Genomic DNA, 20145 nt, shown 5'->3' with positions numbered 1-20145 from the left:
GACTCCCTGTGTCATTTGCGTACTGGTACGCGGGTGATGTCAGCGGTACAACAAACATCGAACAACGAGGAATCCTAAGTGTTAGAAGCTTACAGAAGTCATGTTGCAGAACGCGCAGAACAAGGCATTCCGCCTTTACCTTTAAATGCAGAACAAGTGAGTCAACTGGTTGAGTTATTAAAGAACCCTCCAGCTGGCGAAGAAGAGTTCCTGGTCGAATTGTTAACTCATCGTGTACCACCGGGTGTTGACGAAGCTGCTTATGTGAAAGCCGCTTTCTTGGCAGCTATTGCTAAAGGTGAGGCTGAGTCTCCACTAATTGATAAAGCTCATGCTACCAAGCTGTTGGGTACTATGCTGGGTGGCTATAACATTGTGACTTTGGTTGAGCTGCTAGACGATTCTGAGCTGGCTGAATTGGCCGGTGAAAAATTAAAACATACCTTATTGATGTTTGATGCTTTCCATGACGTTGCTGAAAAAGCTGATAAAGGCAATGCGGTTGCTAAAGCTGTTATTGAATCATGGGCAAATGCAGAATGGTTTAAAGAAAAGCCATCTTTGGCAGAAAAAATCACCTTAACCGTATTCAAAGTTCCTGGCGAAACCAATACTGATGATTTGTCACCAGCGCAAGACGCCTGGTCGCGTCCGGATATTCCTTTGCATGCTCTGGCAATGTTGAAAAACGAGCGTGAAGGTATCAACCCAGACAAGGAAGGCGAAATAGGCCCTATCTCTGTTATCGAAGAATTAAAACAAAAAGGTCATCCATTAGCTTATGTAGGCGATGTTGTGGGTACCGGTTCTTCGCGTAAGTCTGCAACTAACTCTGTTCTATGGCATATGGGTGCAGACATTCCTCATGTACCTAATAAGCGTGCTGGCGGTTTCTGTTTCGGTAGCAAAATTGCACCAATCTTTTACAACACCATGAAAGATGCGGGTGCATTACCAGTTGAGCTGGATGTGTCTAAAATGAACACTGGCGATGTAATTGATGTGTATCCATACGAAGGTAAAGTTGAGAAAGATGGCGAAGTTATTGCTACTTTCGACTTTGGTTCTGGCGTGGTTCTTGATGAGGTTCAAGCAGGTGGTCGAATTCCTTTGATCATCGGTCGTGGTTTGACAACACGCGCTCGCCAATATTTGGATATGCCGGCTGCAGATTTCTTCCGTTCACCTGAAGATGTTGTCGAGTCGGACAAAGGCTTTACGCTTGCCCAAAAGATGGTCGGCAAAGCTTGTGGTCTGGAAGGTGTTCGTCCTGGCCAATATTGTGAGCCATTGATGACTACTGTCGGCTCGCAAGATACTACCGGCCCTATGACTCGTGATGAGTTGAAAGATTTGGCCTGTTTAGGCTTCCAGGCTGACTTGGTTATGCAGTCATTCTGTCACACTGCCGCTTATCCAAAGCCTGTTGACGTTGGTACTCAACATACGCTTCCAGACTTTATCATGAACCGTGGCGGCGTTTCATTACGTCCAGGTGACGGTATTATTCACAGCTGGTTAAATCGTATGTTGCTACCTGATACCGTCGGTACCGGTGGTGACTCGCATACGCGTTTCCCGCTTGGTATTTCTTTCCCGGCAGGTTCTGGTCTGGTTGCTTTCGCAGCGGCTACCGGTGTTATGCCATTGGATATGCCTGAGTCAGTATTGGTTCGTTTCAAAGGTAAAATGCAGCCTGGCATCACTTTACGTGATCTTGTCCATGCGATTCCTTATCAAGCGATTAAAGATGGTTTGTTGACGGTTGAAAAAGCTGGCAAGAAGAATATCTTCTCGGGTCGCATACTTGAAATTGAAGGTCTTGAGCACTTAACTGCTGAGCAGGCATTTGAGCTTTCTGATGCTTCTGCTGAGCGTTCAGCTGCTGGTTGTACGATTAAGTTAAGCGAAGAGTCTGTTGCTGAATACTTGCAATCAAACATCGTACTATTGAAGTGGATGATTGGTAATGGCTATGGCGATGAGCGTACTATCGGACGTCGTATCGAGAAAATGGAAGAGTGGTTGGCTAATCCATCCTTGATGGTTGCGGACAAAGACGCAGACTACTCAGCGGTTATTGAAATTGATATGGATAACCTGAAAGAGCCAGTTCTATGTGCACCAAATGATCCAGATGATGCTCGCCTATTAAGCGAAGTCGCTGGCGATAAGATTGATGAGGTATTCATCGGTTCTTGTATGACGAATATTGGTCATTTCCGTGCTGCCTCTAAGTTGCTGGAAAGCGTTGAAGCGGGTACTTTGGAAACACGTTTATGGATTGCTCCGCCAACACGTATGGATGAGCATCAGTTGATGGAAGAAGGGCATTACAATATCTTCGGTCGTTCAGGCGCTCGCCTTGAAATGCCTGGCTGTTCATTGTGTATGGGTAACCAGGCGCGTGTGGCTCCGAAATCAACGGTGGTTTCTACTTCAACCCGAAACTTCCCGAACCGTTTAGGTCAAGGCGCTAATGTTTATTTGGCATCGGCTGAGCTTGCATCAGTTGCAGCTGTGATGGGTCGTTTACCAAGTGTTGAAGAGTATATGAGTTACGCGAGTAAACTAGACTCTTTATCTAAAGATATTTATAAGTACATGAACTTCCATCAAATGGAAGAGTACAAAGCAAAAGCGGCCAAAGTGACTATCCCAGTCGCAAATAAAGTAACCGTTGGCGCTTAAGCTTCTTTTAAAAGCTGTCTACTAAAAAAGCCCACTTCGGTGGGCTTTTTTTATGTCCGACTGTCTGCTAGATTGTAGCTGTCTTAAACAACAATAATTGGGGTTAGCTTTTATGAGTATTGGAATCACGTCGATATACGCTGCGTTTCTGGCGCTATTAATTTTACTGCTGTCGTACCGAGTGGTGATGCTTCGTAGGAAGTTGCAGGTTGGAATAGGAACTAATGGTGAGAAGGTACTGGCTCGTGCTATTCGTGTTCACGCTAATGCTATTGAGTATATTCCTATCTGTCTTTTATTGATGGCTTTTGCCGAAATGCAGCAAGCTTCTTACTGGTTAATGCATGGAGCAGGTATTGCGTTGTTACTGGGACGGGTGTTGCATGCATTAGGGCTGTCTAGATCTGTGGGCAAATCATTCGGTCGATTTTATGGCGTAATACTGACTTGGGCTGTGATGTTGTTATTATCGGGTTACCTGATTGGCTATGCGATAGGTTTCAACTTTTAACAAGTCTTTTCTTTAGCCAAACCGTGATCAAAGTGTGACTTTTGGTTAGCTCTGAACAATTCTTATACACCCCACTGCTGATTGCCACATCGGTGTTGGGGTTTTAGTCCTTTTTAAAGTATTTGTCCTGTATGACCATTGGACTGACTGGTCTATCGAAATAATAGCCCTGGAATTGAGGGCATAGCTCGTTTTTTAAGAACTCTAGTTGCTCTATGGTTTCGACACCTTCCGCAGTAACCTCTAGCCCAAGTTCCTTACTCATCTTAATAATGGTTTTTATGATGGTTTCGCTATCCGGATCTCCGGGTATGTCGCTCACAAAAGTTCTGTCAATTTTAAGCTTGTCTAAAGGCAGCTTCTTTAAATGGTTGAGAGATGAATAACCAGTGCCAAAGTCATCAATAGAAATTCTAATACCCAGTTTCTTGAGTGATTTAAGCACCTCAATAGAGCGCTTCTCTTCATGCAGAATTAAAGTTTCTGTCACTTCTAACTCAAGTAATTCTGCGGGGATTTTTTCTTGTTCTAATAAATTTGAAATGGTTTCAACCAAGTCACTTTGACTTAATTGAATGGCAGATAAATTTACTGATATGGCAGGAGAGTAACCATATTCTTGTATCCATAACTTTATTTGTTGGCAGGCCTTTTCGAGAACCCAGTTGCCGATTTGAACAATACTTCCATTGTCTTCTGCGATTGGGATAAACTCGAGCGGCGAAATAATACCTTCCTCTGGGTGGTTCCAACGAATTAATGCTTCTACACAAAGCAACTTGCCGGTGTTGGCATCAATTTGAGGCTGATAAAGCAAGAAAAACTCATTATTGTAAATGGCTTTATGCAGATCGCTTTCCAGAGTTTGGCGGCGCATTATGACCGCTTCCATATCGGACTTGAATACGGCGTATCCGTTACGACCTTTAGCTTTAGCATGGTACATGGCGGTGTCTGCGCGTTGCATTATTAATTCATGGCTATCAGCGTCGCGCGGGTAAACTAGAACCCCGATACTGGCGGTAATATGCAGTGATTGGCCATTGACATGGAACTCCTGGGTCAGAGTTTGTATCAGTTTTTCCGCTACGGTAATGGCATCCAGTTCGGCTTCTGCTTCAACATCACTCAATTCGCTCAGTTGAATAATAAACTCATCGCCACCAAGACGAGCAACTGTATCACCGGAGCGAACATTATTTTCTAATCGCTTTGCGACTTCGACCAGTAACTTATCGCCTGTCATGTGCCCTAAGGAGTCATTAATATTTTTAAAGAAATCCAGATCAATGAATAATAAAGCCCCGTTGTGATGATGTCGCAAAGATAGCGCTAATGACTGATTAACCCGGTCATTTAGTAGTAAGCGATTGGGCAAGCCGGTTAAGGAGTCATGTTGCGCCATATGCTGGATTTGTTGCTCAAACTGTTTTGTCTCGGTGACATCCACGCCAACGGTAACTACTGCTGGTAATCGACTATAGCGTCCTACAAAAGGAACCTTTGATATCGTGAGATAAGTGGCTTTACCGTTACTGTCGTTAAGCTTTAATTGCTTTTCCACGGCTACAGCATCTTTGCGTAATAAGTAATCTTCATCTTCAAATAAATCATTAGCAGCGGGCGCTTTTAATCTGAGTTGTTCAATACTGATGTTGTTAAGATCTTTGAGGTGCAAACCAAAAAAGTCGGCAGCATAACGATTTGCCAGAATCAGCTCACCATTGGCATTAGTGGCATAAATCATGTGTGGCACGAGATTTATGATTTGCTTGATTTGGTCTGTTTTATCGGCAAGGTCTGCTGTTTTCTTGCGGATTTGTTTGCGTAAAATCAACAGAACCAATGCACTCAGTAGCAACAACAAGCCTAAGGCTGCCAAACTATAGAGCAACCACCTTGGCATGAACTGGTTGTGAGCATCTTTGCCCAGCCAGCGCTCATTAATTTCGTAGTAGGGAGAGCTAGGGTTTTCTTTCCATTGTCCGAGGTAGTTATCGATAGTTTGTAGTATCTCGGAGTTTTTATCTTTAGGGCTGGCAAATAACACTTTGGAAGGATTGAAGACTATCGGGGTGCGTTCGATATTGAATCGCTCCTCAAAGCTATAGCCCACAAGATTTCCACTAACAGCGCCGTCAACCAAGCGCTTATCGAGCAGGGAGAACGCTGTATTATAATCTTCAACTTCCTTCAGGTGGCAGATGATATCGAACTGTGCGCATAAGTTAGCAAATTGAATGGCGTAAATTTCATCTTTGACCACAGCAATCGTCTTGCCCTCAAAGTCGAATATATTTTCGAGGAATTGTTCGTCGGGATGGATGTAGACCTGTCCCCAGCCAGTAATATAACTGATTGAATTATAATCCAGATATTCGGAACGCTCGCGGGAGTAGGCAACGAAGGGTACTAGGTCGAGCTCGGCTCGTTTTGCGCTGTTGATAATCTCCGGCCACTTGAGGTATAGCCATTGCACACGCCAGTTTTCACGGCTGGCAACTTCTTCAATGTAGTCGACTAAAAAGCCGGTGTGTTCACCATTGTCGTTTGGAATTAGGGCTGGAGGAGCATCGAATATAGCTACCCGCAAAGTTTTAATTTGTTGGTTATCAGCTGCATTGAGGTAACCGCTTTGCAATGACAAAAGCATAAGTAGGAACAACGAAAAATGACAAAGCTTTTTTAGTAACAATGGGCACCCTCCTGCAAACTTCTCCACCTTAGCTGTAATTACCATTTGACGCAATATACTTCCTTAATTATTTTAAATAACTTATTGAAATAGCAGGCTTTTGCTTGATTATGGGCATAAAAAAGCCGACTATTAAAGTCGGCTTTTTTGAGCTTTCTGACTGACTAGTCAACGATTTTCATTTCTTTGATGAGGTTGTCGGCATGATCAACATGCTCCATAACCCACAACATATATGCACTGCTAACATGGATTGAACGATTTAATTCATCGTTATAATCCCAGTCAGCAATAATCGACTCGTATACGCCGTCAAAGATAAGACCTACAAACTCTGCTTCGGCATTGAGAGTTGGTGAACCTGAGTTACCACCTGTCACATCTAAAGTGGTTAGGAAGTTGACTTGAACACTGTTCAAGTCTTTATCTAAGTAATCGCCAAACTCTTTAGCTTTGATTAAATCAAGTTGCTTTTGAGGCGAGTTAAAGGGCTCTTCACCAGTATGTTTAGCTGCAAGACCTTCTAATGTTGTAAATGGCGTTGCATAAAGACCATCTTTAGGTGAATAGCCTTTAACGTTACCAAAGGTTACTCGCAATGTGCTGTTAGCATCCGCATAGATAGGCTTATCTTGTGACTTATAGAAGTCAATCACTGCAGACATGAAGCGAGGACGAAGCTCCTGGAATTTACCGCTACGTTCTTTACTTTCCAGCTCTTGCTCATATTTTTCATCAAAGGTAGCGACTGCCAGCTTAATGTAAGGATCATCAGAGTTTTTAAAGTCTTCTACTGATTTTTCCGTCCAGGCCAGTCGAGTTTCAAGGTCTGCTAGTTCTGTTTCGGCATACATCGCATCCACTTTCTGCGCGAATGACTTTTCATCCAGTGTTTCACCAATACCCATAAACTCATCATAGCTTTTCAATCGCTGATCAGCAGGAAGCTCTGCATACATTGGAGCAAAGTGCTTCAACAAGGCTTTCTCGACACTCGCATCCCAACGACGCTCCATGCTTTTCAGGCCTTCTTTAAATCGAACCATGTCGCGTTCTTGATAACCTGGCTCACGCTCTGCGTCAGGCTTTTCTTTTTCAATCGCGAGACGATATAAACGAGCTGCTGTGCTTGTTAATGTGTCGCGGTTAATAGCCCAAGAACGTAGAGTGCGTTCCTGTTCAGCAATGTTTTCAAGGATTAAAGCATTCAGTGCATCTAATGCATCGCCATGTTTAGCTTGCATTTTTGGGTTAGCGTTAAGCCAGGTTTTAAGATCGTTCTCTAGAGCGACTCTGCGTTCTAGGAGGTCTCCTTTAGCATAACTTTCTATCATGCTACCCCAGTTCTTTTCAGCGTTATTAAGACCAGCCAAAGTACTTGCGTATTTCACGCGGGCATCGGTTCCTTCAGGGGCTGTTTCTTTGATCAGGCCAATATATTCTTGTAGCGTTGTGCGGAAAGTTGGGTACCACCACTCGAACTGGTTTTTCACTTCTGCACTGGTGCGGTAACGGTTGGTGCTGCCAGGGTAGCCTGCAACCATCACGAAATCACCCTTATCAACACCGTCTTTATTCACTTTCAAGTAGTGCTCAGGCTCGTAAGGAACGTTATCCTCTGAATATTCGGCCGGGTTGCCGTCTTTATCGACATAAGCACGGTAAAAGGCAAAGTCACCGGTATGGCGAGGCCACATCCAGTTGTCTACATCACCACCGTATTTACCAATGTGGGAAGAGGGCGCATAGACCAGACGAACGTCCTTAATTTCCAATTGCTTGATAAGGTAATATTCTAAACCACCATGAAAAGACACAACATTACAGCGATGCCCTTCATCTTGTTCGCAGTCAGCAACTAAAGCTTTTTCTTTGTCTTCGATAGCTTTATAGCGCTCAAGGCCTGAAAGCTCCTCGCTGGCAGTGTTAACGTCAGATGTAACGTTGCTAACATCAATAGTGACATAAACGCGAGAACCTGGCGCAGCTGGAAGCTCCTTGCTCAAATCTTCAGCTAAGAAGCCTTTGTCTAATAGATTGTTTTCAGCAGTTGAGTTGAACTGAATACTGCCGTAAGCACAGTGATGGTTAGTTGCAACCAAGCCTTTTGGTGACAGGAATGATGCAGTACAACCGCCTAAACTGATAACCGCACCCATAGGGAATTCAGTCAATTCTGTGAGTTTATTAGGATTGATTTTAATACCAGCTTTCTTTAGCTGTTTTTTGATAGTAGGTAATTGGTGGGGCTGCCACATGCCTTCATCCGCCATTAAAGGCGAGACGGCAAGGGCCAAAGCCGCCGTGATTAATAGTTTTTTCATTGGACTCTCTACATTGTTGTTAAAAGAATAACCGATTAATCCTAAAGCATTGATAATGAATTTCTAATGCCAATTTGCGGAAAAGTGTTAATAAATATTACAAAAAAGCCGACACGAAGGCCGGCTTTCAGGTTCAATTTTCTAATTTGATTGTAGTCAATTAGACTTTCATTTCTGGAACATGATCAGGAACCACCAAATCAGCTTCAGTTTTTTCTCGAATTTCTTCAACTGAAACGCCTGGGGCACGCTCAATGAGGTGGAAGGCACCGTCTTTAATTTCCATTAATGCAAGCTCAGTGATGACGCGCTTAATGCATTTGGCACCGGTTAGCGGTAGGGTGCACTGTTTTAAGATTTTTGACACACCGTGTTTATTGGCATGCGTCATGGTAACAATGATGTTTTCTGCGCCCGCTACCAAATCCATTGCACCGCCCATGCCTTTAACCAGCTTGCCGGGAATCATCCAGGAAGCAATATTTCCTTCCTGATCCACTTCGAAAGCACCAAGTACTGTTAAATCAACGTGGCCGCCACGAATCATGGCGAAGCTTTCTGCTGAAGAAAAGAAGGCTGCGCCAGTGACCGCGGTTACTGTCTGTTTCCCTGCGTTGATCAGATCTGGATCGATTGTTTCTTCGGTCGGGAACTGACCCATACCTAATAAGCCATTCTCAGACTGAAGCATGACTTTAACGCCTTCTGGGATATAGTTTGCGACCAAGGTAGGGATACCGATACCCAGGTTAACATAGAAGCCGTCTTCTAATTCTTGCGCCACTCGCATGGCGATTTGTTCACGTGATAATGCCATGATGCGCTCCTTATGATCTTACCGTGCGTTGTTCGATACGTTTCTCAAAGTTATTGCCTTTGATCACGCGCTGAACGTAAATACCTGGTGTATGAATAAAGTTTGGATCTAACTCACCAGGTTCAACAATTTCTTCCACTTCAACCACGGTGATTTTACCGGCTGTCGCCATCATTGGATTAAAGTTCATGGCAGTCTTGTTGAAAATCAAATTGCCCATGGTGTCCGCTTTCCAGGCCTTGATTAAAGCAAAGTCAGCAGTTAATGATGGCTCAAGCACATAGTCGCGACCATCAATATTGCGGGTTTCTTTACCTTCAGCTACTTGTGTACCAAAACCGGTTGCTGTGAAGAAAGCAGGGATACCTGCACCGCCCGCACGTATTTTTTCGGCCAGCGTGCCTTGAGGTGTCAAAATCACTTCCATCTCACCAGAAAGAAGCAACTTTTCAAATAGCTCATTTTCGCCAACGTAGGAGCCAATCATGGTGCTGATTTGGCGTTTTTCTAACCATTTACCCAAACCAAAGCCATCAACGCCTGCGTTGTTTGAAATTGCGGTCAATCCGCTGCAGCCCATTTTGTAGACTTGTTCAATCAAGCCTTCAGGGATACCGCATAGGCCAAAACCGCCGACCATTACGGTCATGTTATCGGTAAAGCCTTCTAAAGCTTCTTCGTAACTGTGTACGACTTTATCAAAACCTGACATCTTAGTTCCTCGTCAAATCGAATGAATCAGTTATTGTTTTTTAGCGAGCAACGCATTGGCTGCTCGGGATACTGGATGACGACCCAGTTGCTCTGAAATATAAGCACCAGCGTCCACCAGTTTATTTAAATTGATACCAGTTTCAATCCCTAAACCGTTAAGCATATAAACGACATCTTCTGTTGCTACATTGCCAGTAGCACCTGGTGCGTAAGGGCAACCACCCAAACCTGCAACTGAGCTATCAACTGTGGCAACTCCAAGCTCAAGGCATGCATAAATATTGGCTAATGCCTGACCATAAGTATCGTGGAAGTGACAGGCTAATTTATTGGTCGGTACATGCTCTGCAACCGCTGCTATCATAGCGCGCGCCTTGTTCGGTGTACCAACGCCAATGGTGTCGCCCAGAGAAATTTCGTAGCAGCCTAAGTCATACAATGCTTTGGCAACTTCGGCGACTTTGTCAGGGGCAATGGCGCCTTCGAAGGGACAGCCTAACACACAGGAAACATAGCCGCGAACTTTAACGCCTTGCTCTTTGGCAGCTTCGATAACTGGCTTGAAACGCTCGATAGATTCTGCAATCGAACAGTTGATATTTTTCTGCGAAAAGCTTTCTGATGCAGCGGCAAAGACGGCAACTTCTTTAGCGCCACCTGCTAACGCACCTTCAAAACCTTTAAGGTTTGGTGTTAGCACCGGAAACCAGACGCTGCCATCTTGAGCTTCGGGAAAGTTTTTAAGGCCTGCCATGATGTCGTTATGATCTGCCATTTGTGGCACCCATTTTGGTGAAACAAAAGCTGTCGCTTCAATGTGTGTCTCACCGGCATCAATCAAACGACGAATCAACTCAAGCTTAACTTCAGTGGATACCGGTTGCTTTTCATTTTGTAATCCATCACGTGGCCCCATCTCAACAATTTTAACGTGAGTGGGTAGGGCTGGATTATCCGATACCATGACCATTATTCAGCAACCTCCAACGAAAGCAATTCAGCGCCATCATCAACCAAATCGCCTGCGGCATAATGCACTTCACTGACTACGCCAGCAGTTGGCGCGTTTATAGTGTGTTCCATTTTCATCGCTTCTAAAATTACCAATGGCTGACCGGATTCAACGTGATCACCTTCGCTGACCAGAACTTCAATCACGGTGCCTGGCATCGGTGCGGTTAAGCTACCGCCTGCATCTTCGGAATCGCCGGCCAAGCCACGTTCTACTTTTTCAAGCACTTTATAATGACCATGGATGAATATGTGCAGGTTTGCACCATCATCAACCACGGTTGCATTGAAACGTTTGCCGTTAGCATCCAAACGTAGAATATGATCATTAAGAGTTGCGCTATGAACCGGTAGTTCACCGCTTGGTAAATCCAGTAAATAACCTTTGTCACGGAAGTGGACAATGACTTCCACATCATTGGCGATGCCATCAACTTTATCCAGATATTCAAAATTATGATGGTTGTCAGTATTTAGACGCCAGCCGTTAACAGTGTGCCACGGTGAATAAGGGTCATCACTGTGTGCTGCGTTTTCAGCTGCTACCTGTTCACGTTTTAGTAACTGATAGACCGCTGCTGCAACCAGAGTGTCATCGTCAGCTGCTTCTTCGTCTAAAATTAAATCGTCTTTGTAACGTTCAATAAAGTTTGTGTCGAGGTCAAGATCTTCAAACCCTTGACTATGAGCCAATGCAGAAAGGAAAGGGACGTTGGTGGTTAAACCGACAACCTGATACTGAGCTAAGGCGCCGCGTAAGCGAGCTAGCGCAGCATTCCGATCCTGATCCCAAACGATTAGCTTGGCAATCATGGGATCATAGTGAACCGAAACCGAATCGCCCTGAGTGACACCAGTATCGATACGAACGTAATCGGATTCTTCGGGAGTGTTCAGATGTAATAAAGTACCTGTTGCTGGTAGGAAGTCCTGATTTGGATCTTCTGCATAAATGCGCACTTCAAACGCATGACCATTGATGCTCAATTCATCTTGTTGCATCGGCAGTTCTTGGCCAGCTGCAACTTTTAATTGCCATTCAACCAGATCCTGACCGGTGATTTTTTCAGTAACCGGATGCTCTACCTGCAAACGAGTGTTCATTTCCATAAAATAGAAAGACTCGTCTTCATCGTACAAAAACTCAACCGTACCGGCGCCCACATAACCAATCGCCTGTGCTGCACGGATTGCTACCTGTCCCATCTTGGAGCGAGTATCTTCACTTAAGCCTGGAGCAGGGGCTTCTTCAATAACTTTTTGATGACGACGTTGCACAGAGCAATCGCGCTCAAATAGGTGTACCGCATTACCATGCTTATCAGCAAACACTTGAATCTCTACGTGGCGAGGTTTGGTAATGTATTTTTCAACTAGAACCTTGTCGTCGCTAAATGATGCAGCGGACTCACGTTTACAGGAAGCCAAGCTAGAAGCAAAGTCTTCTTCTTTCCAGACGATGCGCATACCTTTGCCGCCACCGCCAGCTGTTGCTTTGATGATAACGGGGTATCCGATCTCGTCCGCCTGTGATTTAAGGAAGTCGCCATCCTGGTTTTCACCGTGATAGCCTTTGACTAAAGGTACATTGGCTTCTTCCATGATTTCTTTCGCTGCAGACTTTGAGCCCATGGCGATAATCGCACCTTCTGGCGGGCCAATAAATTCAATGTCATTTTCTGCAAGTGCTTTGGCAAAATCAGCGTTCTCAGATAGGAAGCCATAACCTGGATGCACTGCCTGCGCGCCGGTTCTTTTGCAAGCCTCAATAATCAGCTCACCTTTAAGATAAGATTCGCGTGCTGGAGCAGGGCCTAAATATACCGCTTCGTCGGCCATTGCTACATGCATCGCATCTTTATCGGCTTCTGAATAAACGGCAACGGTTTTAATACCGAGTTTTTTCGCCGTTTTTATCACGCGGCAAGCAATCTCACCACGGTTAGCAATCAATATTTTTGTAAACATGTTCGCTGTTTCCTTAACCAATTATTGTGAACTGCTTTTAGACTGGCCAACCGACCAATCAGCAGTACGTTTTTCGAGGAAAGCGTTCAAACCTTCTTTACCTTGTTCGCTGGCACGAATATCCGCAATGCGACGCGCCGTTTCATCCATCAAGGATTGATCAATGGTTTGATTCGCTACAGCTCTAATTAAACTCTTTGCTGCTTTTACAGCTTGCGGGCCATTGCTCAACAAGGTGGCGATCACCTCATTGGTTTTTTCAACCAATGATTCTTCTGTAACCACTTCGTGGGCCAGACCATATTCAGCGGCTTTATCGGCTTTGAAACGTTCAGCCGTAGTAAAGTAGCGCTGCGCCTGACGTTCGCCCATAGCTTTGACTACATAGGGGCTGATCACCGCAGGAATAAGACCTAGCTTTACTTCCGATAAACAGAAGCTGGCGCGCTCAGATGCAATGACAATATCGCAACAGGCAACTAAGCCAACGCCGCCACCAAATGCTGCGCCTTGTACTTGGCAGACTGTAGTTTTGCTCATGCTATAAATCGTGTTCATCAATGTGGCCAGAGCTTGCGAGTCCTGGTAATTTTCTTCCCAGGAATAATCTGCCATGCGACGCATCCAGTTTAAATCTGCACCGGCTGAAAAGCTTTTGCCTTCCGCGCGCAACACAACCACTTCCACTTCAGCGTTGTTTTCCATCGCAGTAAAAGCTTCAGTCAGCTCGCCAATTAACTTGTCATCAAAGGCATTATGAATCTCAGGGCGGGTGAGGGTGATATATCCAACACCGCGGCCGCTTTTACCGAGCTCACTTTGATCGATACTGATATTTAATGCTTCACTCATAAGATGATTCTCCTTGCCTTACATTCTGAAGACGCCGAACTTCGTTTCTTCGGCTTCTTTGTTCATGGCAACAGATAATCCCAGACCAAGAACCATACGCGTATCGGCTGGATCGATAATACCGTCATCCCATAAGCGAGCACTCGAATAGTAAGGGTGACCTTGCTTTTCATATTGCTCTTCAATCGGACGCTTAAATTCTTTCTCTTGTTCTTCGGACCACATTGGCTGATCGGTACGTTCGAAATTGTCACGCTTAATTTGTGCCAATACGTTAGCAGCTTGTTCGCCACCCATCACAGAGATACGAGCATTAGGCCACATCCACAAGAATTTAGGGCTATAAGCACGACCACACATGCCGTAGTTACCGGCACCAAAACTGCCGCCAACAATAATCGTAAACTTAGGCACTTTGGCACAGGCTACTGCTGTCACCATCTTGGCGCCGTTTTTAGCAATACCTTCGTTTTCGTATTTGCGACCGACCATAAAGCCAGTGATGTTTTGCAGGAATACCAAAGGAATGCCGCGTTGTGAACACAGCTCAATAAAGTGGGCGCCTTTTAGTGCCGACTCAGAGAACAGAATACCGTTATTGGCAACGATACCTACCGGATAACCATGAATGCGAGCAAAGCCGCAAATAAGCGTATTGCCGTATAAAGCTTTGAATTCATCCAGCTCAGAACCATCAACGATTCGCGCAATAATTTCGCGAATATCAAATGGCTTGCGAGGATCTTTGTTGATAACGCCATACAATTCTTCAGCAGGGTAGAGCGGATCAACGGGCTTTTTCAAAGTGACCGGAGGCATTTTCTTGCGATTTAAATTGGAAACTACCTGACGCGCTAATTTTAACGCGTGTTCGTCATTTAAGGCATAATGGTCAGTAACACCAGAATTTTTACAGTGTACGTCTGCGCCACCTAAATCTTCGCTGGAAACCACTTCACCGGTTGCTGCTTTAACCAATGGAGGACCACCCAGGAAAATAGTGCCTTGTTCTTTAACGATGATTGACTCATCCGCCATTGCTGGAACATAAGCTCCACCTGCAGTACAAGAACCCATCACCACCGCAATTTGCGGAATACCTTTCGCGGACATATTGGCCTGGTTGTAGAAAATACGACCGAAGTGGTCTTTGTCCGGGAATACTTCGTCTTGTTGCGGCAAGTTTGCACCGCCTGAATCGACCAGGTAAATACACGGCAGATTATTTTCTTCTGCAATTTCTTGAGCACGTAAGTGCTTTTTAACTGTTTCAGGAAAATAGGTGCCGCCTTTAACGGTAGCATCGTTGGCAACGATCATGCACTCGATGCCTGAAACACGACCAATACCGGCAATCAAGCCAGCTGCTGGAACCTTATTGTCATACAAGTCCCAGGCGGCCATTTGAGAAATCTCAAGGAAAGGTGAACCAACGTCAAGAAGCTTGCGCACACGTTCACGAGGCAGCAATTTGCCGCGTGATAAGTGCTTCTCCTGATACTTGGGACCACCACCTTGGGTGATGTATTCCATCTTGTCGCGTAAGTCGTCGACCAAAGCAGTCATTGCTTCGGCATTTTCAGTAAAACTTGCGCTACGCGGATTCAATGACGATTTAATTACAGGCATATGTCTGTCCTACTGTTATTCTGATGCGATCGCACGGCCAATCACCATGCGCTGAACTTCGCTTGTACCTTCGTAAATCTGCGCGATGCGAACGTCGCGATAAATTCTTTCCACAGGGTAGTCACGTAAATAACCATAACCGCCTAAAATTTGAATCGCTTCTGAGCACACTTTTTCAGCAATTTCAGATGCGAACAGTTTTGCCATACAGGCTTCTTTTAAGCAGGGCAGATTATTGTCGCGTAACTGTGCCGCGTGTAACACCATCTGACGGGCCGCTTCAACCTGAGTGGCCATGTCGGCCAGTTTGAATTGTACTGCCTGATGTTTATTAATCGGCTTACCAAAGGATGTGCGTTCTTTGGAGTATTCAAGAGCATACTCATAAGCGGCTCGAGCCATACCCACAGCTTGTGCTGCAATACCGATGCGGCCGCCTTCTAAACCGGAAAGGGCGATTTTGTAACCTTCGCCTTCTTTACCAAGTAAGTTTTCGGCTGGAATTTTGCAGTCTTCGAAAACAATTGAGGCTGTGTCTGACGCATTTTGCCCCATCTTATCTTCGATGTTGGCAACAATATATCCTGGAGTATCAGTCGGCACGATAAAGGCACTGATGCCTTTTTTACCTGCGCTTGGGTCGGTGACCGCAAATACGATTGCAGTGTCGCCGTTTTTGCCTGATGTAATGAACTGCTTTGAACCATTAATAATGTAATGGTCGCCATCTGGACTCTTTTTAAGAACGGCCTTAGTTTTCAAGTCAGATGCATCACTGCCGGCATGTGGCTCGGTTAAACAAAAAGCACCAAGCTTTTCGCCAGAGGCCAAAGGTTTTAAGAATTTTTCTTTTTGTTCATCGGTGCCGAAATTTAAGATTGGCATACAACCAACAGAGTTTGTAACCGAGATAATAGTCGAGCAAGCGCCATCGCCTGCGGCGATTTCTTCCAGTACTAAAGCTGCTGCAACATAACCTATTTCGCAGCCACCCCATTGCTCAGGCACTAACATGCCATAAAAACCTAGCTCGGCCAGGCCTTGTAGCGCCTCAGCAGGGAAGGTCTTATTCTTGTCCCATTCCTCGGCGAAAGGGGCAATGCGCTCTTGCACATAGCCCCTGGCCATATCCTGAATCATGCGTTGTTCTTCACTCAGAATCATAAAATTGTTCTTCCAAAAGTTGGTAAATCTATACTTTAGTTTTTGGGAATAGAAATTATAGTAACTCTACGGCCAAGGCAGTGGCTTCTCCGCCACCAATACATAAAGAAGCAACACCCTTCGACTTGCCATATTTGCGTAAAGCTTCAATCAAGGTAACAACAATACGCGTGCCAGAACAACCGATAGGGTGGCCCAATGCACAGGCACCGCCGTGAACATTCACTTTAGCGTGGTCAAGTTGCAAATCTTTCATGGCAGCCATGGTTACTACGGCAAAAGCTTCGTTGATTTCAAACAAATCAACATCATCTTTTGACCAGCCGGCTTTATCCAATACTTTTTCAATTGCGCCGACAGGAGCAATCGTGAACTCAGCAGGTATGCGAGCATTGGTTGATTGCGCAACAATTTTGGCAAGAGGTTTCAAGCCACGTTTTTCTGCTTCTGATTGACGCATTAATACCACAGCCGCTGCACCGTCAGAAATAGAGCTGGCATTAGCTGCCGTGACAGTACCATCTTTTTTGAAAGCAGGGCGTAGTGAAGGGATTTTGTCAGGGCGAGCTTTTAAAGGCTGCTCGTCAACATCCACTTCAACATCACCTTTGCGGGATTTTACAGTGACCGGTGTGATTTCGTTTTTGAACGAACCCTCTTCGATTGCCTTGTTGGCGCGGGCCAAAGATTCAATGGCATAAGCGTCCTGGTCTTCGCGAGTAAAACCATATTTCTCAACCGTCTGCTCAGCGTAAACACCCATAGCCTGACCTTCATAGGCATCTTCAAGACCATCAAAAGCCATATGGTCTAAAGTTTTGCCATGACCAAAACGTTGGCCATAACGACCCGTAGGCAATAGGTAAGGTGCAAGGCTCATGCTTTCCATACCACCAGCAACCATCACTTGATTAGTGCCAGCCACCAATAAGTCATGAGCCAGCATGATGGTCTTCATACCAGAACCACAGACTTTATTAACAGTCGTAGCGCCAGTAGACTGAGGAAGGCCTGCACCCAACGAAGCCTGACGTGCTGGAGCCTGACCAACGCCAGCAGGAAGTACGCAGCCCATGATGACTTCTTGAACATCATCGGCTTTAATTCCTGCGCGCTCAACAGCAGCTTTGATAGCTGTAGCGCCAAGTTCAGTTGATTTTACGGTTGATAGTGCGCCGCCAAAGCCGCCCATTGGGGTTCTCGCAGCGCTTACAATTACGATTGGATCTGACATAAATATTTCTCCTGTTCGAAGTTTCCGAGCTTGCTATAACTTTGTTAAATGACTTTTTTCTTCTCCAATGACCAGCTAGGTCACCTCCGAATCTAAAAAGTTATTTGCCTCGTTCTAGCGTCGCACGATAACTCCTCTTGCTTAATTTTGTTGAGAGAAGCTCGCTCACTTCTACTACAAAGTGAATTTAACTGTTCTTCGAGAAGCTATAATCTGTCACGTTTTAGCCTCGCTCGATAACTTCTCTTGCTTGAGTTTGTTGTAGAGAAGCTCGCTCGCTTCTCTTACCTTAGTCTTTTACTTTAATAGAGCAGGTTTAAGCTGTTTCGTTAAACAACTCACGACCAATCAACATACGACGAATCTCTGAAGTACCAGCGCCGATTTCATACAATTTAGCGTCACGTAGCAAACGGCCTGTAGGGTATTCATTGATGTAACCATTACCGCCAAGAACCTGAATCGCATCCAAGGCTAATTTAGTAGCATTTTCTGCTGCGAATAGAATCGCTGCAGCGGCGTCTTTACGGGTGGTTTCACCACGATCACAGGACTTAGCTACGGCATATACGTAAGCGCGGCTGGCGTTCATGGTGGTGTACATGTCTGCTACTTTGCCTTGAATAAGCTGGAAGGAGCCGATTGGTTTGCCGAATTGTTTACGCTCATGAACGTAAGGAACAACTACATCCATACAGGCACGCATGATGCCTAGTGGGCCAGCCGATAGAACTGCACGCTCATAATCCAGACCGCTCATCAGGATTTTAACACCTTCATTGATTGGGCCCATGACGTTTTCGGCAGGGACTTCACAGTCTTCAAAAACTAATTCACAAGTGTTTGAACCGCGCATACCCAATTTGTCGAGTTTTTGCGCTGTTGAGAAACCTTTGAAGCCTTTTTCGATAATAAAGGCAGTAATACCTTTTGAACCGGCTTCTGGTTCAGTTTTGGCGTAAACCACCAACACATCGGCTTCTGGACCATTGGTGATCCACATTTTGTTGCCGTTAAGAATGTATTTGTCACCCTTAAGCTCTGCGCGAAGTTTCATGCCTACCACGTCAGAACCAGCACCAGGCTCAGACATGGCCAAAGCGCCAACGTGCTCGCCAGAACATAGTTTAGGTAAGTATTTTTGTTTTTGCTCTTCTGAACCATTACGACGAATCTGGTTGACACATAAATTAGAGTGAGCACCATAGCTCAAGCCAATAGAAGCACTGGCGCGGCTGATTTCTTCCATCGCCACAACATGCTCAAGATAGCCCATGCCAGAGCCGCCATATTCTTCTTCGACTGTGATGCCTAAAAGCCCCAGTTCACCGAATTTCTGCCATAGATGGTGTGGGAACAGGTTGTCGTGGTCCGTTTTTTCTGCAATTGGAGCGATTTCTTTTTCTGCAAACCCACGAACCATTTCGCGGATCATGTCGGCGGTTTCGCCTAAGTCAAAGTTCAACGATGGATACATGCTTGTTCCTCTATCTTAAAATCAACAAATCAATAGTAATCAGTTCAGTCCAGTTTCTGTTCGAGCATATCCAGCTCTTTCAGCATATGTTCAATGTCTTTACGCTGTTGGAGCAGGGCATCCCGACGTTTTTGGATGAGTTCTGCGAGAAGCTTTGCCTGCTTTTGCTTACCTTCAGGCAAATCATATAAATCGATAATTTCGCGGATTTCGGCCAGTGAAAAGCCAAGGCGCTTACCGCGAAGGATAAGTTGCAAGCGGACTCTGTCTCTGGCGCTGTAAATACGATGGACGCCGCGACGCTCAGGGCAAATCAGTTTTTCATCTTCATAATGGCGAATCGAACGCGCAGTAATACCGAACTCTTTAGCGAGATCGCTAATACTGTATTCTCGTTCGCTGATGGATTTTGCTGTCTGGCCTGACATAAGCCTGCTTATTCGGTCAAATAAGACAAAATGATACCTTACCTTTACGCAAACGTAAACTTGCAGAGGTCTCGTCTCATTCAGATCAGACCAGTCGTTATCGATTTTGGCTAAGAAAATACGACTAAGTAATTGATATTGTATGTGCGCGAATAAAAAACAATCAATTGAGCTTGTATCTTCAATAAAAAATAACTTTAAAAGCTAAATGATTGAAATGAAGAAAATATGGTCAAAGTGTGAAACTTATCAATTGCCAAGCCCTCTAAGTTAGGTGTAAGTTAAACCCATAGAGTAAAAAAATAGACAGTGACTATACGTTTAATGACAGCAAACAACAGAATTTTAGAATAAAGCCGATCGCTCGCAAGAGCTGTCGGCTTTTTTTATGTGTTCAATACATCAAGTAAACATCGTTAACATGAAAGGGGACGATATCTATGAAACGTCAGAAAAGAGATAAACTTCAAAGAGCCCACACAAAAGGTTTTAATGCCGCACTTCAAGGTCAGTCAAAAGAAAACTGTCCCTTTGAAGAACTGAATGCGCGAGAGGAATGGTTAGGCGGTTGGCGAGAGGGCCGAGAGGCGTTTACTACTAATGGAATGAAAGCTTATATTTAACACCTTT

The 20145-nt window shown here is 44.9% G+C and carries 15 protein-coding genes; 3 read left to right on the top strand and 12 right to left on the bottom strand.

Going from position 1 to position 20145, the window contains the following annotated elements; genetic code table 11:
* The first annotated feature begins 78 nt into the window (after positions 1-78).
* Both acnB and ACN0VI_RS09500 read left to right on the top strand, forming a co-directional pair.
* Positions 79-2691, top strand: coding sequence for a bifunctional aconitate hydratase 2/2-methylisocitrate dehydratase (gene acnB / locus ACN0VI_RS09505; RefSeq protein WP_417446619.1), 2613 nt, complete (start codon positions 79-81; stop codon positions 2689-2691).
* A gap of 112 nt (positions 2692-2803) precedes the next feature.
* Complete coding sequence (locus tag ACN0VI_RS09500) at positions 2804-3202, top strand: MAPEG family protein (protein WP_417446618.1); 399 nt, start codon at positions 2804-2806, stop codon at positions 3200-3202.
* A 103-nt stretch (positions 3203-3305) separates the two neighbouring features.
* Here the strand turns inward: ACN0VI_RS09500 and ACN0VI_RS09495 are convergent, their stop codons facing one another.
* From ACN0VI_RS09495 to ACN0VI_RS09440, 12 genes are all read right to left on the bottom strand, one after another.
* Positions 3306-5942 (bottom strand): EAL domain-containing protein, encoded by a 2637-nt coding sequence (locus ACN0VI_RS09495; protein ID WP_417447043.1) that lies wholly within the window; start codon positions 5940-5942, stop codon positions 3306-3308.
* A 119-nt stretch (positions 5943-6061) separates the two neighbouring features.
* Positions 6062-8221 carry a S46 family peptidase gene (locus ACN0VI_RS09490; protein WP_417446617.1) on the bottom strand — a complete coding sequence of 720 codons (2160 nt, stop codon included), beginning with the start codon at positions 8219-8221 and terminating at the stop codon, positions 6062-6064.
* A gap of 160 nt (positions 8222-8381) precedes the next feature.
* Positions 8382-9038: a CoA transferase subunit B gene (locus tag ACN0VI_RS09485; protein ID WP_331890515.1), complete on the bottom strand. Its 657-nt coding sequence runs from the start codon at positions 9036-9038 to the stop codon at positions 8382-8384.
* 10 nt (positions 9039-9048) lie between these two features.
* Positions 9049-9750, bottom strand: coding sequence for a CoA transferase subunit A (locus tag ACN0VI_RS09480; protein WP_417446616.1), 702 nt, complete (start codon positions 9748-9750; stop codon positions 9049-9051).
* Positions 9751-9780: 30 nt separating this feature from the next.
* The gene (locus ACN0VI_RS09475) at positions 9781-10722 is read right to left on the bottom strand and encodes a hydroxymethylglutaryl-CoA lyase (protein WP_417446615.1); all 942 of its coding nucleotides are present in this window, start codon (positions 10720-10722) and stop codon (positions 9781-9783) included.
* Positions 10722-12731: an acetyl/propionyl/methylcrotonyl-CoA carboxylase subunit alpha gene (locus ACN0VI_RS09470; RefSeq protein ID WP_417446614.1), complete on the bottom strand. Its 2010-nt coding sequence runs from the start codon at positions 12729-12731 to the stop codon at positions 10722-10724. Before ACN0VI_RS09470 ends, ACN0VI_RS09475 begins: the two co-directional genes overlap by 1 nt.
* 21 nt (positions 12732-12752) lie before the next feature.
* Positions 12753-13583, bottom strand: coding sequence for an enoyl-CoA hydratase/isomerase family protein (locus ACN0VI_RS09465; RefSeq protein ID WP_417446613.1), 831 nt, complete (start codon positions 13581-13583; stop codon positions 12753-12755).
* An 18-nt stretch (positions 13584-13601) separates the two neighbouring features.
* Entirely contained in the window at positions 13602-15212 is a 1611-nt protein-coding gene (locus ACN0VI_RS09460; protein ID WP_417446612.1) for a carboxyl transferase domain-containing protein, read from the bottom strand.
* A gap of 15 nt (positions 15213-15227) precedes the next feature.
* Positions 15228-16376, bottom strand: coding sequence for an acyl-CoA dehydrogenase family protein (locus ACN0VI_RS09455; RefSeq protein WP_331892035.1), 1149 nt, complete (start codon positions 16374-16376; stop codon positions 15228-15230).
* 55 nt (positions 16377-16431) lie between these two features.
* On the bottom strand, positions 16432-17610 hold the full coding sequence (locus ACN0VI_RS09450; RefSeq protein ID WP_417446611.1) for a thiolase family protein: 1179 nt from the start codon (positions 17608-17610) through the stop codon (positions 16432-16434).
* Positions 17611-17926: 316 nt separating this feature from the next.
* Positions 17927-19087, bottom strand: coding sequence for an isovaleryl-CoA dehydrogenase (locus ACN0VI_RS09445; protein WP_417446610.1), 1161 nt, complete (start codon positions 19085-19087; stop codon positions 17927-17929).
* Between the two features lie 44 nt (positions 19088-19131).
* Entirely contained in the window at positions 19132-19515 is a 384-nt protein-coding gene (locus ACN0VI_RS09440; RefSeq protein WP_417446609.1) for a MerR family transcriptional regulator, read from the bottom strand.
* Between the two features lie 440 nt (positions 19516-19955).
* Here ACN0VI_RS09440 and rmf point away from each other — a divergent pair, with 440 nt between their 5' ends.
* Complete coding sequence (rmf, locus tag ACN0VI_RS09435; protein WP_012800996.1) at positions 19956-20138, top strand: ribosome modulation factor; 183 nt, start codon at positions 19956-19958, stop codon at positions 20136-20138.
* Positions 20139-20145 lie beyond the last annotated feature (7 nt).

It is taken from the genome of Kangiella sp. (genome assembly GCF_048265365.1).
In the GTDB taxonomy this organism is placed as follows: Bacteria; Pseudomonadota; Gammaproteobacteria; order Enterobacterales; family Kangiellaceae; genus Kangiella.
The sequence above is the reverse complement of the archived record's forward strand: the minus strand, read 5'-3'. Positions and strand labels throughout refer to the sequence as shown.